The following is a 16,255-nucleotide window of genomic DNA, read 5'->3' on the forward strand; positions in this document are numbered from 1 at the left end:
GGGGACCGCGATAATCATAAGGATATCGGAAATGCATTGTAACGTTGAAGGATCTATATGGAATGGCTTTATATCTTGCATGGGAATGATCATTGGTTTCATCATTTTTACTTTCTTAAATGTTTTATGAGGCTAAAAAAGCACCCGTAAAAAATTTACACCAGATATAAATCAAAATTTCCGCCAAAATATTTCATTATTGATGATTGCAGGTACAATCGTCAGAAAAAAGCAGATTATCAGATGTATTATTATTGATCTGACGGAATAATCATCGTGAACATATAATATTCCAAACGTGAAAACCTCCTGACAGCCTGTTGTCATTACACTGCTTTACCTTTGAGGAAATTAAAATGTCAGATTATGAATTTAGTATCCATACGCATCATTACGGCAGATATCGATGCATTACTCCGTTTTTATGAGCGGATTACAGGAGTTGAGGCCATCAGGTATACGCCTGATTTTGCAGAATTAAAAACACCGACCGCCACTCTTGCGATCGGCAGTACGAGGACCCTCCAGTTTTTCGGTGGAGAAAACGTTGCAAAGCCTGCAGAGAACCGGACAGCAATCATAGAATTTATGGTTAATGACGTTGAGCGGATATTTGAGCACTTACGGCCGTTTTTGGATTCTTACCTGATACAGAAACCTACGATAATGCCCTGGGGAAATAAATCGCTATTGTTCAGAGATCCGGATGGTAATCTGGTCAACTTTTTTAGCCCTGTAACAGAAGCAGCTGCTGAAAAATTCAGGCATTATGCAATAGGAGAATAGTAGTTTTATCTGTGACAGATGATTACTAATTAAAATCATCTGCTTTATCAGGCAGATGGTTTTAAAAGGAAATTTGACCATAGAACCGCAAATCTACCATCTTATTTTTTATTTTTACTGTCGTTGCGCTTATTCAGGTAATTGTTTCCTAAAGGAGATACTTCATAACCGATCGTATGGCTTATGGTCAGACCCATATTTTTCAGTTTCCTGATATTAAGCTTCAGCCATTCCTTTTCAAAACCTGTCAGATTTGCAAGACCTGCAGCAGGCAGATTGGGGTGATCCCGGATGCTTAGTAAAACTTTATTCGTCCAATGTCCATTCTTGCTGTACTGATCTAAGCGCGCTAACTTTTCTGTTACAGCATCAAACTGCTGATCTGAGTAATCTGTTTGCTCTCTGAGCTTAATCCGTGGGTCTTCAGAATAATAATGGATGGATATTTTGAAAATTTCTCCTGTGTGCTTATGACTAAATGATTTTAACAGCTGTTTTTTATCCGTGAATCCTGCCTGTTTCGCATCTTTGTCTGTGATATCACTTTCATTAACCGTTTCAATGCTGTCAATTTCCAATAATCCGACAGATGTATTCAGAAGGCTTCCCTTTTTAACGGATGCCTTTTGCCATTTACGAAATGCCAGTGTAATTTTTCCTGCTCTGATATCTTGTAGATGTACTTCCTTGAAAAGCATAATAGTATTTTTTAATCACATCCATTTTAATACTGGCCATTCATAAACTGCACTATCGGTCTTCATTCATGGCATGCTCATCCTGCTTTCTTTGTTGGCATTAACAACAGGATTGGCATACATCGCCAGAAAGCTCTTTTTCAGTTCAGTATCCGAGCTATTGATCCGCATCTCAAGACGGCGTTCAAAAAGCTGTTTTTCCTCTTCTGTGTAATGCCCTGAATATTGACCAGAATTATTCAGCAAATCGAAAGCAATGTAATTCGTCGGCCACAGCCTGTAATGCTGGATAATAGAATGGTCTATCAATTTTGCAATCGCCTGAAGCTGCTTGTTCTTACCTTCAGATGTGCATTCCAGCTGATCTAACTCTGAATCCAGGACCTTACCGGCATGCAGATGAATGCGTTTTTTCTGGCCCAGTATTCCGCTCAGCATGGTTTTGAAGTCTTCACCGCTGCTCTTAATATAGACTTCATTTTTGAATTGAGCCATAATCTGTGGCATTTTCAGTGCGTCGGTGGGATCATATTCATAGGAAATGGATAGCGGCACAATTTTAAGCTTTTTAAAGAACTGGGTCAGCGGCTGTTCACATGCTGCCATAGCCAGCATTTTTAAAACGCCCTGCTGTGTAGCATCATTTCCGTCTTTGGTACGGCCTTCCCGCTGTGCAATCCAGACTGAACGATTTTCTGAATGCAGCAAATGGTCTATATATTCTGACATCAGCTTTGAGCTTTCCAGCTGTTCCCGAACGGATAAGCCCCTCTGAACCAAAAAATTACGGTTCAGTTTGGCCAGGACATGTAAAAATGTCTTTTGAACCAGATTGTCGCCGATAGCGGAAGAAGTCATAATCAGTCCATGATCCAGCAAAACAAGATTCAGCAGCGAAGTATCCAGAACGATATCCCTGTGATTGGAAATGAAAAGATAAGCCGTATTTTTATCCAGCTGATCGAATCCTGACGTGGATAAACCCTCCGAACTTTGCCTGATGATCTGCCGGACGGTCTGCGATATAAAACGGTGCTGGAACTCGCTTATGGAATGGATGCCTTTAAACTGACTTAGCCAAAACCCTTCTTCTTCATCCGGAAATGTGAACTGCATCAGTGCTTTCATCATGGGATGCCTTGCTACACCGTTCAAAGCAGCATTCACTTCGTGATCATGATAGGGCCTGATCTCATCGAATTTCGACATAGTTATATTTAAAAATTTAATGGTTTGTAAAATAACAAAAAATTTGCCGGGTAAACAGGTTAATTCATATTTAATTAATCCTGATTTTTATCCCTGCCATACAGTATGCTCAGCACAATATTTGATGCAAAAAATCTAAAGGCCTCTTCAAAATTATCAATAAGCTAAAAATCAGTATCTTTATATCTGAGATTTAATTAAATGAGGATCAAACCTTATTGTACAGACTCATTAATCAGCCACAAATAAAAACACATATAATGGAACTTATCAAGATCAACGGTATTGAGCTGAATACCGAAATTAAAGGAAGCGGAAAACCCCTGCTGCTTATTCATGGCATCGGCGGAAATCTTAAACAACTGGATATTATTGCCAATCCGCTGTCGGAACTATTCAGGACAATCTCATTTGACCTCCGCGGTCACGGAGCAAGCAGTAAACCACGCGAGTATACATTACAGGACCATATTCAGGATGTTCTGGCCGTTATGGATTATTACAGTGATGAAACGGCTTACATACTCGGAGGTTCTATGGGCAGCTACATTGCTCAGGGCGTAGCGATCGCAGCACCGGAACGTATCACAAAAATGGTTCTGACAGTCCCTAAATCGCACGGAGCTACATCATCCGTACAAAGGCTGCTCACGGAGCATAAAAAGGAAATTGAAGGCAAAAGCTTTCATGATTCGGTCTTAGCCCTTCTTAAATATTGCGTGTATGACCCGGAAAAGATGAAAGACCATATAGACCTTCTGGAAACGGGTTTAACTCCTGAAGAATTTGCCGCCGCCAATAAGGCGATAGCCGGTTTTGATTTTAGAAAGGACCTGCCTAAAGTAAGGGCAGAAACACTCGTAATCAGCGGTGCATACGATGGGTTAAATCCTGTGGAAGAAGGAAGAGAAGTCGCCTCGCTGATCCCGAATGCCCGATTTATAGAAATGAAATTCTCTGGTCATGCCCCTATGTATGAGGAACCGGAATTATACCTGACTTATGTGAAGGATTTTCTTTTATCGTGATGTATCTGGAATCTCAATGCTATCAGGATGATTTAGGCAAGCGGTCCGTGACAGACTGATAGCGATACTATAAAAATGATCTTCTTATTCCAGGATGCTGTATTACAGAAGATATGCAGGTGTTTTTAAACCGTATTATATACTGCTTTCATCTACTCATGACCAATATAATGAAAATAAAAGGGACAGTCCCTATTAAAGACTGTCCCAAGTGACCCCGGAGGGATTCGAACCCCCAACCGTTGGAGCCGAAATCCAATATTCTATCCAGTTGAACTACGGAGCCATTTTTTTATAAATGATGATTGATGATTTATAAATGATCATTCATCAATCATCATCTATCAATTATATCTAGAATGTAATCTTCACCCCTCCCAGTACCTGTGCACCTAAAACTTTGTAGCCTTTGTACGTCTGGTACTTTGAGCTCAGAAGATTATTTCCGAGTGCAAAAATACTAAAATTTTTGTGAATTTTGTACTCTGCGGAAAGATTTAAATCAGCATAACCGCCAACTTTATCATTCCGGTCTTCCGTACTGCTGAAGATCATGCCGGAAGGAGCCAATGGAGTCTGCACTGCTTCTATAGCATAAGAATTTGTAGTTCTGTCACTTGCAAAAATTCCCTTGAAGCCTAATAAGAGTTTTTTATCCAGCATCGTATACTTTGCTCCTATGCTTGCAGTAAGCAAAGGAACGTTATAAATATCTTCATAATTTTTCAGATCATACTTCTGGAAGCGGATCTCTCCGTCTAAACTCAGGTTGGCCAGCGGGAAATACTGTACACTTCCCTTAATATCGCTCACATTTCCGTCATCATATACAGCCGAAAAAGTATTGGCGAAATTATATGCCGAGCGGTTCAGGGTATAATCGTTGTCGAAAAGGCCGTTGGCCTGGAAGAACATCATATTTCTTATTTTGCCGTAGCCTGCAGAGAAATCATATTTTACGGTTTCATCAAAATCCCCTCTTAGACCTGCATAAAAATGATATTGGGTTTCTGTCGGCCTCAGATACTGGTCAGAAAGAATAAAAGGGTTCTGTTGCAGCAGGTCTGAATAGGTATTGAGCTTCAGGCCGCCGTCTACCCCACCGTAAAACTTGAATTCTTCTGATGCGGCAAGCTGAAATTCAGCCTGCGGGAACCAGTAGGCTTTGTTATTCTTCATCTGCTCGGCCATAAGAGTATTATTGTTTTTCGCATTCAGGAACGTAAATGATGAACCGAGCATTAAATAGGATTCTCCTTTCCTGAACGTCAATTTCGGAGTCAGGTTCGTATTGAAAAAGTTGGATGAATTCTGATTCCTGATCGCAAAATCTGTCTTTACGGCTTCCAGTCCTACACCAAGGTCTGCATTCATCACGATGCCGGATTTGCCGAGATCCACAGCGTGCTTTGAAAAATTAGCCAGGATGGAAACCTGGTTTTCCTGAGCATCGAAATGGTCTTTTAGGAAAGAAGATTTCACCCGTACATCGTTCAGGATCTCATTGGAATAAAAATCATAATATCCGTTGACCTTGAACTGATTGACTTTCTGCTTCAGGTCCACATCCGCAGAGGGCTGTAATGCGTAAATACCGTAATAATTGTAGTTATCGAGACCATACTCCGCATTAAGATTAAATTTACCTTTATCCCCGTATGAATTCAGGAATGCGCCTATGGTAGCGGTACTCTGCCCGGACTTCCAGTCGTAATCTTTCTTCAGTCCATTGGTAGAGAGAACATGTACATCCCCTCCCACTTCCAGTTTATTATCCAGTGTCTTGGAAATATTGGCGTCACCAAGGATTTTACCGTAATTCCCCATTCCGAACTGGAAATAATTGTTCTGTGCCGTAGCATCAAATTTTGGGGCTACGTCTTCCCCTTGGATGGTTGAGGTCTTAAAGTCTGAAACTGTAGGGACATCCGTAATCGTATACCGTACCGGATTCTGGGATTTTTCTTCCGGCGGATAATTTTTAATCACTTCCACCGAAGTCTTCTTTTTTTCGATCTTTTTTACTTCCGGTTCTCTTTTTTTATTAAGAATCAGTTTTTCTTCCTTGATCTGGGAAAAGGCCACGGATGAAATCCCTAAAAATATGATGGATAAAAATTGAATTTTTCTGTTCATTTCTCTGGTTGTATTAATGTATCATGTGAGAAGTACCATATATGCAGTCATTGATTTCATGCGGTACATTCTGCCTGGTACAGGGTACAATTTTTTACTTTTTAATCTGTTTTTTTACTTCCCGGGCTTCCGCTACAATATCAGGGAAATCTTTGTAGTTCTCAATGATCTGGTCACAGGTATAGCTCGCCTGGTAATTGTCTTTCAGACCCAGGTAATTCTTCGCCATGATAACGAGCGCTTTTGCTCCCCAATATTCTTCAGAAGCATAATTATTTGCCAGTTTGAAGATGGTTTCATTGGATGATTTAAAAGCTTTTGCTTTATTCTGGTAGTAAGCCTTTGCATACAGTGATTCTGCTGCGACGGAAGTATTGGAAGATTTTTCAAGGGCTGCATAAGCGGTTTGTGCATCTTTATCTTTCCCGGCATTCATCAGGCTTCTGGCCTTAATGGCTTTGGCAGTTTCGATGACCGCTGCTGAGTTTTTCGCATTTCCGATAACGGCATCAGCCAGTTTTTCCGCCTGAGAGAAATCTTTTTCATCAGCGTAGATCTTCATCAGCTCTACATTAGCATAGTTCCTGATGCTTACATCTGAAGAATTCCTGATGCTTTCCAGGTATTTTTTGGCTTCAGCCGTATTTCCCTGAGCCATGTAGATCTGGGCGAGACGGGTTTGTGCATCATCCTGATAGTCGTTCGGAACGCTGCCTATTTCCTGAAGCACCAGCAATGCTTTAGTACTGTTGTTGGTCTGGTAATAACTTTCGCCCAACTCATATTTAGCCTGGTACAGGCCTTCTCCTGTAGGATTCTGGGTCAGATACTTCTCGTAATACTGAATCGCATTTTTATAATCCTTTTTCGTGAAGTATTGTTTGGCTGTAGACAGGTTGATTTCATCAATTTCAGAAGCGTCTACATTCACACCCAGGTTTCTGGCAAAGGCTTCATAGCCTGATACGTCACCGTTCTTTGTGAATATAGGTTTCGCTGCCTGTACGATTTTCTCCGCGTAAGCTGTATTTTTATACTGTTCTCCCAAAGCTTTCAATTCGGAAAGTGCCTTATCATTCTGGTTCAGGTCAACATAGTTCTGTGCCCTGTAGATGGATGCATTGGCGACCAGGTCCCTGTCAGAGGATGTTTTGATGACCCTTCCGAAGTAGTCATTGGCATTGGTGAAATCATCCTGCGCTGCGTAAGCGGTTCCAATTTCATATAATGCATCATCATAATACTCGGAATCCGGATATTTTGACAGCAGGTTTTTCATGCTGTTGATCTTCGCCTGGGTATCGCCTTTAAAGCCGAGTGCCATAGATTTCTGGAAGAGCGTATAGTCTGTGGCATCTTCTGTTTTATCGTAAATGGCAATGGCGTCATTCAGGTCATTATTGGCATAATAGATGTCTGCCAGGCGGAGTTCTGCATCGTTTTTAAAACTCCGGCTTCGGGTTAGTGAGGTATTGCTTGAAATAGGTCTGTGCCAGATCGAATTTTTTCGCTTTAAAATAAGCATAACCCAAATCATACGGCAATTGCTGTTTCTCCGGGAAATTTTCATTCAGGAGCTTTTCGTACCTTGAAATCGCAGAAGGATAGTTGCCCTGCTGGTAGTATACCTGGGCCAGCCAATACAAAGCCCTGTTATAAAATTCTTTATTGATGTTGAATTCCAGGCTCCTTAAAAAGTACTTTTCGGCTTCATCATAGTTGCCTTTGTTAAATTCTTCCGTACCCAAGAGATAGGATACTTCCTGATCAATCTTATCGATATCGCGGGATGAATTCTGCAGCCTGTCGATGGCATTCAATGTTTCCTTATAATTCCCGGAATACAGGTATGATTTTACCAGCATGGACCTCATTTCAGCCAGGTTGGACGCATTCGGGTTCTGGGTAATATAATTCTGTATAACCGTTGAAGCGCTTTCAAACGGATTACCGATATCGTAACTTAATTTGGCATACTGCTCATGGGCCAGCCTTTTCACTTTGGCATCATAGTCCATCTGGTAAGAAGAACGGAATGCGGAAAGGGCTTCCTGCTTCTTGTCTACGGCGAGATAAGCATTTCCCAGCTGGTAATAAGCATTCTGGGCCAGCGCGGAATTGCTGTTGATCAGCTGATTGTAATAGGAAACCGCTTCGTCATACTTTTTAAGCTGTGCGGCTACAAAACCCATTTCGTACAAATCGTTTTCAGAAGGATTCTGCTGAACACTCAGGTAATCCTTCAGGTGTGGGTAGGCTTCAGCATATTCATTTTTCATGAAGTAGCTCTCTCCTATGATCTTGTGGACCTCTGCTTTGTAGGATTCCGAAATATCCTCGTTAAGCAATGCATTTCCTTCTGCAATGGCTTTGTCATAATCCTTATCATTATAGTACATCTGTACATAATACGGACGCACCAGTTTAGAATATTTCGGCTGGTCTTTGATGGAATCAAAATATCGGAAAGCCTGGTCGTTCTGGCGGTTGGAATAATATAAATGCCCAAGCATATAGGCAATATCGCCCCTCTGGGATTCGTCAGCAGACTTATATGCTTCTTCCAGGGCATCTGTAGCGCCTTTGGAATCTCCGGTCATGAATTTCGCATATCCAAGCTTCAGGATATACTGGGTATTCTCTTCTTTGGATAACTGGTACTGGTTTACTTTGCCTAAAGTTTCCAGGGCTTTATCGAAATCTTTTTTAGCCAGGTAATAATCTGCAAGCGGAAGATTGGCCTGGGCAAAATAGGCTGAGTTGGGATATTCCTTGATAAAGGCGGTCAGTCCTTCTTCCGCATGGTTTTTCTGAAGGATAACGCCAATGACCTGATCAAAAAACTGAGCTGCCTCTTTTTTGGACCGCGACAGATTCTGATTGTAGAAATACTGTCTTGCATATTCATACTGGGAAGCATTGTATATCTTGGTCTGGTAAAGGTTTTCTGCTAAATTGAAGCGGTAGTTTTCTCTTTGCGCAAAGTACTGAGACTGTTGCGCCCCGGCGATTCCGAAATAGAATACGGCAGCCGCTAGAAGTATTTTTTCTGATTTCATTCTTTTCTGAATAAAAAAATTAGTCTGTTATGTCAACGAAAGTATTGAAAACTTATTGTTTAAACAAGCGCGATGAAGGATTTAAAGGAAAAAAGGAGAAAATTTAGCTATTTTTTAACATACTTTTGCCATGAATCATTACATTTGTTTTTTTCAAACAAAATTAGGTATTGATGGGTCATCTTTTTAAGAGAAAAGTTTATTCGGAGACCGATACATCCACTCATTTATCGAGGGTTCTGGGTGTTTGGGACATCGTTTTTTTCGGCATTGCAGCCATTATCGGAGCAGGGAGTTTCAGCAGTCTGGGAGAAGCTGTTTTCCGAGGAGGGCCCGGGGTGATTCTACTCTACCTGATCTGCGGTTTTGCCTGCGGCTTTACCGCGCTGTGCTATGCAGAATTTGCCAGCAGGATCCCTACCGCAGGATCAGCTTATACCTATGCTTATGCCAGTTTCGGTGAACTGATTGCCTGGATCATCGGCTGGGCCCTGATCATGGAATATTCTTTCGGAAATATCTATGTGGCCTTTTCATGGTCAGATTATTTTACCAGCTTCCTGGAACGCCTCGGCATGCATATCCCTGATTATTTAACGTGCAGCTATACCGAAGCCAGAAAAGCATTCATGAACGGTTCTGAAAACCAGGAACTGGTCAACGCATGGAAGACAGCCCCGCTCATCGGCAGCCTGAAATGTATTGTAGATGTTCCCGCACTGGTCATTAACGGTCTGATTACCTGGCTATGCTATGTAGGTGTAAAGGAAAGTAAGAATTTTAACAATACCCTGGTTATCCTGAAACTGGCCGTGATTATCCTTGTGGTACTGGTAGGTTTTGCCTATATCAACACCGATAACTGGACACCGATGAATCCGCAGACGCATGTGGAGTCTTTTATGCCGAACGGTTTTGCCGGGGTGATGAGTGCAGTTTCCGGAGTGTTTTTTGCCTATATCGGTTTTGATGCACTGAGCGTGCTTTCAGAAGAAACCAAAGATCCTCAGAAAACCCTGCCGAAAGGGATGATCATCTCTCTGGTTCTATGTACCGTAATTTATATCGCCCTGACTCTGGTTCTTACCGGAATGGTAGACTACAGAAAGTTTGACGGAGTGGGTGATCCGCTATCCTTCATTTTTGAGAAAGGAAATGCCAATGTAGCCTGGATGGAACTTACGGTGTCGTTTGTTGCTATCGTTGCCATTACCACCGTATTGCTGGTATTCCAGATGGGACAGCCGAGAATATGGTATGTGATGAGCCGGGACGGACTGATGCCTAAGAAATTCCAGACCGTGCATCCCAAATATAAAACGCCTTCTTTTGCTACCATAATCACCGGGATTGTTGTCGGAATACCTATATTATTTACCGATAAGAGCTTTATCCTTGACTTTACCAGTATAGGAACCATATTCGCTTTTGTACTGGTTTGTGCAGGTGTCCTGATGCTGCCTGCAAAACAGAAGATCAAAGGGAGATTCCATCTTCCGTACATTAACGGCCGGTTTATCTTTCCGGTGATATTCATCGGCGGGCTGGTCGGTTTCTATATCCTGCAGCCTTCTTTCTTTGAAAAACTTATGGATTGGAAAGATCCATCGGAAGGGGAATTTAGAGCCTCAATATTTTTCTTTATCCTGATCAATCTGGTGCTGTGCGTGATTGCATTTGTAAAAAAACTTTCATTAATCCCTCTGATCGGGTTAAGTTCATGCCTGTATCTCCTTACGGGAATGAGCCATGACAACTGGTTCTGGTTCGGGCTTTGGTTTGCCATCGGACTGGTGATCTACTTCTGCTATGGGTACCGGAACAGCAAGCTGGGACAACAGTCTTAAAATACAGGAAACTTCCTTACAAAACAGAACAGCAATTTTATTCCGCTGATTCATTTTTGGCTGACTTATTGCACTTATAATTGAGAATTATAATACTACTGTCATGTCTGGAAGAATACAAACCTATAAAGAGTTTTATCAGTTTTACCTCTCTGAGCATCATAAAACCGGTACAAGGATATTCCATTTCATTGGTATACTGCTGTTTTTTTTCGTCATCGGATATGTGATCAGCTCAGGAAAAGAACGGTTTTTGTGGTATGTACCGATATTCGGATACGGCTTTGCATGGTTCAGCCATGCGGTCATTGAGAGAAATAAACCTGCTACATTCAGGTATCCTGTATGGTCTCTTATTTCTGATTTCAGGCTGTTTTTTGAACTGCTGATCGGAAAACAGAAATTTAACGCCGGCCATGAGACACCAAAGGATACGGTAAGGCATGTTGAAGCGTATGCAGATTAATAATGCATTAAAAATAATATATAAAACGGTCCGGGTTTGCTTTGCAAACCCGGACTTTTCATTTATCATACATTCTTATTTAAAGTCTTTAATGCCTATACGAATTTAGAACTGAGCACCCTGAAGCCTATTCAAATTTTAAAGAATAAAGAAATGGCTGGCCATACATAAGGCCAACCATTATATTCTACTATGATAACTGTAATTTACTTAAAGTGTTTTTTAAAACCGAATTTCAGCATATTCATGAAGCCGGGTTCAATAATATCCAGCCCTAAACCGAAATTACTGTCTGCTACTATATGATGGGCCTTCCTGAACTGCTCAAAATCTTCGGCCGGAATTTCAAGGTTAATCAGAGGCTGATACTCTATATATACCGTTCCGCCGCTCTTAGTGATATTTTTACGGCTGGTATAACTGAAATACGGGTTATTGATATTGCTTTCCTGCACGGTATATTTTTCTGCCGTATCAATTTTCTGATCGGTAGAAAGATGGATTTCATACTTCTCACTGTCGAAGTTATGCCAGAACAGGAAATCCTTGTGTGTATAATCCCTGACTGCGGATTTTAAGATGCTACGGTCAAAATACATCAGGAAACGGTTATTCTGGGCATCGGTAAAATAAGGATTATCGATGGTCGCGGTATACCGGATTTTCAATTCATTCTGCACCTTATCATCACTTATAATCTCAATTGCTGCATCACGGAAAATGCCTCTTACATCCGTCCCGTTCCGGTCACCGGAATAATTCAGGGTGTAAAACAGGGAGTTATTCCAGGAATCAATGATTTCCCTTTTATTGGTGTGCTTAAAATACCTTCTCAGGCTGTTGGCCCGGTTTCCTCTATAGGTAGTATCCATCTCTAACGTTCCGGTATTCCCTTTAACACTGAAATCTACTTTTTCATCAATGCAGTAATACGGGAAACGATAGGATTTCCTCTGCTGAAGCTCCAATCCGGGTTTTACTTCCAGGTAATACAGGAAGTAAATAAATCCCCGTTTTTCAATCCTTCCGAATTCATCGCGCATGGTAGCATCCACAAAATAATCTTCCCCTTTATAGCTGATCTTATTGATGACATGATTAAAGGAAAGCAGGGATGGCAGGTAATATTTCATGTAGTAATCTACCCGGAAATTCACCAGTACAACGGAAGATTCAACACCAATGTAGTCGAGGATCACTTTCAGCAATACGGATTTGGCTTTGCAGTCCCCCTGTTTGTTCTGATAGGTAATCGCCGGGTCCTGTGGCCGGTGCCCGTTCATTTCATCGGCATTGAAGATATAATAAATGTTATTCTGCACATATTCAATGGCAAACTGCAACTTTTCGTCCTGGTCACTGATGGCATTCAGCTTTTGTACAAGGTCCGGCGCAAATGCTTCCAGGGAAGCCGTGTCAAAAATTTCCTGGTAAATGCCTGCAATATAATCCGAAAGATCTTTCCAGGTGCTTTCTGTCGCAAAATCAATAAAAGGAAAAATTTCCCTTCCTGAGTCTACGGTATTGATATAATGTTCAGCTTCAAAAATAAAACGTTCTCCTTTTTTAAGCTGATTCAGCTCCGGTTCTATTACATGGCCCTGTTCATCCCGAAAAAACATTTTCTTATAGGCTACCGGTTCCTCACGTTCATTGATGAAGGTAAACCTGTAATTTCCGTATCCCCAATAATTATCCGGGCTTACCCAAACATATTTTGAAAACTTTTTACGCATGAAATCACGTTCAGTAAAAACCTTTACCCGTGAGTCTTCCAGAACCAGAATGTCATACAACCTGAGGTCCTTGATGGTAACATTGATTTTTTTATTGCTGCTCAGGATTCCGCCGCTGCTTTCATTCTCGCTGTCCAGGACCTTGATCTTCATATCCGGGATCTTATCGATCAGGACACCATCCCTAATGACACTGATCCTGTGGATCTGGTACACTTCGTTCTCCTCTACTACGATCTCCATCACCGAAGCCCGCTCCAGATTGGAAGGTTCATTCAGCGTATAGGCCATGCAGCTGTATTCACTGTTCTCCTGATTGGTAGTATAATGGATTCGATTGAGAAAATAACAGTAATCCCTACCTTCACTCATCTGTTTCTGTGCAAAATCAGAATCTTTGATTGCTGCAACAATTTCCTGATCTTCCATACTTCCCGCCCACACCGCAGGTTTTACAATGCTGTAATTTTCCGTCACCATTTGATTTTCCATAATAGTTGATTCTTGTTGATGTTGATTTTAAATTATTAAATTAATCAATAAAAAAATAAAAACCAAACGCCAGCCGAAGTATCTTATTAAAAAATGATGATGATCATGCAAACAATTATGATCCGGAAGGTTTCAGCGGCTATCTGCACGAATCAACTTTAAATATGGACAGGAAAAGGGTCTTCAAAATTTAGATTCTGTTCAAACAGGTATTTTTCATCCTCCTTCAACAGGCAGTCTTCCAGGTCTGCAATCATCTTTTCCGGGTTCAGATCCTGCCCGATGAATACCATTTCATTCTGCCGGTCTCCCCAGTCTTTATCCCACTTGCTTTCTATAAGTTTCTGGTTCTCTGCAAAGGAAGCATACATCGCACGCTGGCTCATCGGCATGCTGCACCACCATACACCTGCTTTTTCCAGCCGGAAAGATCCGCCGGCCTGGGAAAAATTCAATGCATCTCCCGGCCTGGAAGCCAACCAGAAAAGTCCTTTTGCACGGATGACACCGGTAGGATATTCCGTGTTCAGGTAATTCCAGAAACGCATGGGATGGAATGGTTTTTTATGCCTGAATACAAAAGATCCTATTCCGTATTCCTCTGTCTCAGGCGTGTGATGGTCATTCCGGAGTTCCTTTTGCCAGCCGGCAGAGCTCTGGGCGGTTTCAAAATCGAAAAGACCTGTGTTCAGGATTTCTCTTGGGTCTACCTTTCCGAATTCGGATGTAATGAATTTTGCCCCCGGATTAAGCTTTCGCAGAGCGGCTCTTAGGAAATCCACTGTTTGTCCGTTGACCAGATCGGTTTTATTAAGGATGATGACGTTGGCAAATTCCACCTGGTCAGTCAGCAGGTTAACAATAGTCCTGTAATCGCCTTCCATATCAGTCAGCTCCCGGTCCATCAGCAGCTCATCCGAACCGAAATCCTTGAAGAAATTAAGGCAGTCTACCACCGTGACCATCGTGTCGATATAACTGAACCTTGACAGGTCAATTCCGCTTTCTTCATCAATATAGGAAAAAGTCTGGGCAATAGGGACAGGCTCAGCGATTCCTGTTCCTTCGATCAGGAGATAATCAAAACGGTTTTCACGTGAAAGGCGCTCAACTTCAAGCAGAAGGTCGTCCCGTAGCGTGCAGCAGATACAGCCGTTGCTCATTTCAACGAGTTTTTCTTCCGTTCTCGAAAGTGAATTCTCATTTTTGACAAGCTGTGCATCGATATTCACTTCACTCATATCATTGACGATAACGGCTACTTTCAGGTTATCTTTGTTATGAAGGATGTGATTGAGAAGGGTTGTTTTCCCGGCACCAAGGAAACCGCTCAGCACGGTTACAGGAATTCTTTTTTGCATCGTTAGGGGTTGATTTTGTTTACAATTTATCCATCACTGCCCCCACAGCTGAAGGACAGAGTTTAGGAAATGATCCCGGCATTATAAGCCCTTCTGATTTCAGTTTGGGAGAAGTAATTAACGGCAAAAATAAAGATTAATTATAATTAATGCAACTAAGTTGCAATTATTTTTTTTAACCCTCTTATGATACTGCAAGCACAGATTGACCAGGATCACATAACTGGATCATCCTTTAAAAGCATTATACTAGTAGCAGAACTGCATTGCCAATGAAGAATTGATGCTATCGTGTTCAAGTCTGACAATCCCATACCGGCAAATCTTTCATCCGGATGACCTGTTATTTAACCACGAAAAAATAAGTCCATACAATAAGGAGCAGTTGAAACGGGATGCGGAACCAGAGGTATGAAAGCCCTTTTCCGTCGAATGTACCTGTTTCATAATTCAGATGCCTTATCGCTGCGAAAATGTTGGCGGGAAGGATCAGAATAAAAAATACGATCAGCAGTATCCCGGTAATGGGTTTTAGGGCAGGAACGAAAATTCCTATGGCCGCTGCCATTTCAATGATGCCCGTGAGATAGACCAGTCCCGTGCGGAACGGCATGGCTTCAGGCAGCATCATAGCCATTCCTTTAGCATACAGGAAATGTCCGGCTGAGGTGAACAGCAGCATGACTGCCAGGGCCACTTTGCCCGAGAGCTTATAATCAAAATTATGCTTTAAGATCCTTGTTGCAATTAAAGACAAGGCAAATACACCGGCTAAAACAAATAATGGTTTCATTGTACGTCATTTTATCCGCAAAATTAGGCTCGCGGCAGACGGTAGTCAATGAACAAATGTTAACAAATTTGTTTGCGGATGCGGCTCAGCGACTGGGGGCGCACACCAATGTAGGAAGCCAGGTATTTAAGCGGTATATTCCGTATCAATTCCGGCTGTTCCCGGATCAGGTCAAGATACCTCTGTTTTGCGGTATCTTCAAGCAGGGAGATTTCCCGTTTCATTTTTTTGAGGTAGATGTTTTCAGCCACTTTCCTTCCGATCCTGTCGCCTATCCGGGTATTTTCATAAATCCCATTCAGGTCAGTGTAGGAGATCTGCCATAAAACACAGTCGGAAATCGCTTCAACATTGTACAGGCAGGACTTACGGGTCAGGAAAGAATCGTAGGCACTGACGAAAGCATTCTCGAAGGCAAAAGCAAAAGTAAGGTCATAATCCGGTTTGGGTATATTGAACCTTAATATCCCTTTTTCTATAAAGGACAGGTAATTTTCCGTTTTGCCACTTTCCAGGATGACGGATTTTCGGGGAAACTCTGCCCTCTGCAATTTTGAGCAGAACAAAAGCAGGTCCTGATCAGAAATATCCGTCAATTCCCTGAAGTACTGCTGAATGGCGGCCATATGTACCACATCATCCAT

The 16,255-nt window shown here is 41.8% G+C and carries 11 protein-coding genes, 1 tRNA gene and 1 pseudogene; 4 read left to right on the forward strand and 9 right to left on the reverse strand.

Translation table 11 applies throughout. The features are described 5' to 3' along the window. Positions 1–366 precede the first annotated feature (366 nt). Entirely contained in the window at positions 367–786 is a 420-nt protein-coding gene (locus QE404_RS08030) for a VOC family protein (protein WP_307448990.1), read from the forward strand. Positions 787–887: 101 nt separating this feature from the next. Here the strand turns inward: QE404_RS08030 and QE404_RS08035 are convergent, their stop codons facing one another. Next, positions 888–1,484: a hypothetical protein gene (locus tag QE404_RS08035; protein ID WP_307448993.1), complete on the reverse strand. Its 597-nt coding sequence runs from the start codon at positions 1,482–1,484 to the stop codon at positions 888–890. 66 nt (positions 1,485–1,550) lie between these two features. Next, positions 1,551–2,693 (reverse strand): 1-acyl-sn-glycerol-3-phosphate acyltransferase, encoded by a 1,143-nt coding sequence (locus QE404_RS08040; RefSeq protein ID WP_307448995.1) that lies wholly within the window; start codon positions 2,691–2,693, stop codon positions 1,551–1,553. Between the two features lie 260 nt (positions 2,694–2,953). On the opposite strand from QE404_RS08040, the gene QE404_RS08045 reads away from it, so the two are divergent. Further along, positions 2,954–3,721: an alpha/beta fold hydrolase gene (locus QE404_RS08045; RefSeq protein WP_307448998.1), complete on the forward strand. Its 768-nt coding sequence runs from the start codon at positions 2,954–2,956 to the stop codon at positions 3,719–3,721. 212 nt (positions 3,722–3,933) lie between these two features. Here the strand turns inward: QE404_RS08045 and QE404_RS08050 are convergent. From QE404_RS08050 to QE404_RS08060, 3 genes and pseudogenes are all read right to left on the reverse strand, one after another. Beyond that, positions 3,934–4,007 (reverse strand) — tRNA-Arg (locus QE404_RS08050). 68 nt (positions 4,008–4,075) lie between these two features. Beyond that, positions 4,076–5,857 (reverse strand): TonB-dependent receptor, encoded by a 1,782-nt coding sequence (locus QE404_RS08055; RefSeq protein WP_307449000.1) that lies wholly within the window; start codon positions 5,855–5,857, stop codon positions 4,076–4,078. Between the two features lie 94 nt (positions 5,858–5,951). Next, positions 5,952–8,916, reverse strand: a pseudogene (locus tag QE404_RS08060) (tetratricopeptide repeat protein). Between the two features lie 173 nt (positions 8,917–9,089). Between QE404_RS08060 and QE404_RS08065 the strand changes: the two are divergent. Continuing rightward, positions 9,090–10,763, forward strand: coding sequence for an APC family permease (locus QE404_RS08065; protein ID WP_307449005.1), 1,674 nt, complete (start codon positions 9,090–9,092; stop codon positions 10,761–10,763). Positions 10,764–10,866: 103 nt separating this feature from the next. After that, on the forward strand, positions 10,867–11,229 hold the full coding sequence (locus tag QE404_RS08070; protein WP_307449007.1) for a DUF962 domain-containing protein: 363 nt from the start codon (positions 10,867–10,869) through the stop codon (positions 11,227–11,229). Positions 11,230–11,435: 206 nt separating this feature from the next. On the opposite strand, the gene QE404_RS08075 is transcribed toward QE404_RS08070, so the two are convergent. The 4 genes from QE404_RS08075 to QE404_RS08090 all read right to left on the reverse strand — a co-directional run bounded on the left by QE404_RS08075 (position 11,436) and on the right by QE404_RS08090 (position 16,255). Beyond that, positions 11,436–13,457 (reverse strand): DUF3857 domain-containing protein, encoded by a 2,022-nt coding sequence (locus tag QE404_RS08075; protein ID WP_307449010.1) that lies wholly within the window; start codon positions 13,455–13,457, stop codon positions 11,436–11,438. A gap of 158 nt (positions 13,458–13,615) precedes the next feature. Continuing rightward, positions 13,616–14,818: a GTP-binding protein gene (locus QE404_RS08080; protein WP_307449012.1), complete on the reverse strand. Its 1,203-nt coding sequence runs from the start codon at positions 14,816–14,818 to the stop codon at positions 13,616–13,618. 343 nt (positions 14,819–15,161) lie between these two features. Next, complete coding sequence (locus QE404_RS08085) at positions 15,162–15,611, reverse strand: DoxX family protein (RefSeq protein ID WP_307449014.1); 450 nt, start codon at positions 15,609–15,611, stop codon at positions 15,162–15,164. A gap of 59 nt (positions 15,612–15,670) precedes the next feature. Continuing rightward, positions 15,671–16,255 carry a Crp/Fnr family transcriptional regulator gene (locus tag QE404_RS08090; protein WP_307449016.1) on the reverse strand — a complete coding sequence of 195 codons (585 nt, stop codon included), beginning with the start codon at positions 16,253–16,255 and terminating at the stop codon, positions 15,671–15,673.

Origin of the sequence: Chryseobacterium camelliae (assembly GCF_030818575.1) — a bacterium.
GTDB classification, from domain to species: domain Bacteria; phylum Bacteroidota; class Bacteroidia; order Flavobacteriales; family Weeksellaceae; genus Chryseobacterium; species Chryseobacterium camelliae_A.

What these genes read in the sequence shown, in the direction of transcription:
- QE404_RS08075 (WP_307449010.1), bottom strand. Translation starts at nt 13,457, where the DNA reads ATGGAAAATCAAATGGTGACGGAAAATTACAGCATTGTAAAACCTGCG.
- QE404_RS08080 (WP_307449012.1), bottom strand. Translation starts at nt 14,818, where the DNA reads ATGCAAAAAAGAATTCCTGTAACCGTGCTGAGCGGTTTCCTTGGTGCC.
- QE404_RS08045 (WP_307448998.1), top strand. Translation starts at nt 2,954, where the DNA reads ATGGAACTTATCAAGATCAACGGTATTGAGCTGAATACCGAAATTAAA.
- QE404_RS08090 (WP_307449016.1), bottom strand. Translation starts at nt 16,255, where the DNA reads ATGGATGATGTGGTACATATGGCCGCCATTCAGCAGTACTTCAGGGAA.
- QE404_RS08070 (WP_307449007.1), top strand. Translation starts at nt 10,867, where the DNA reads ATGTCTGGAAGAATACAAACCTATAAAGAGTTTTATCAGTTTTACCTC.
- QE404_RS08035 (WP_307448993.1), bottom strand. Translation starts at nt 1,484, where the DNA reads ATGCTTTTCAAGGAAGTACATCTACAAGATATCAGAGCAGGAAAAATT.
- QE404_RS08055 (WP_307449000.1), bottom strand. Translation starts at nt 5,857, where the DNA reads ATGAACAGAAAAATTCAATTTTTATCCATCATATTTTTAGGGATTTCA.
- QE404_RS08040 (WP_307448995.1), bottom strand. Translation starts at nt 2,693, where the DNA reads ATGTCGAAATTCGATGAGATCAGGCCCTATCATGATCACGAAGTGAAT.
- QE404_RS08085 (WP_307449014.1), bottom strand. Translation starts at nt 15,611, where the DNA reads ATGAAACCATTATTTGTTTTAGCCGGTGTATTTGCCTTGTCTTTAATT.
- QE404_RS08065 (WP_307449005.1), top strand. Translation starts at nt 9,090, where the DNA reads ATGGGTCATCTTTTTAAGAGAAAAGTTTATTCGGAGACCGATACATCC.
- QE404_RS08030 (WP_307448990.1), top strand. Translation starts at nt 367, where the DNA reads ATGAATTTAGTATCCATACGCATCATTACGGCAGATATCGATGCATTA.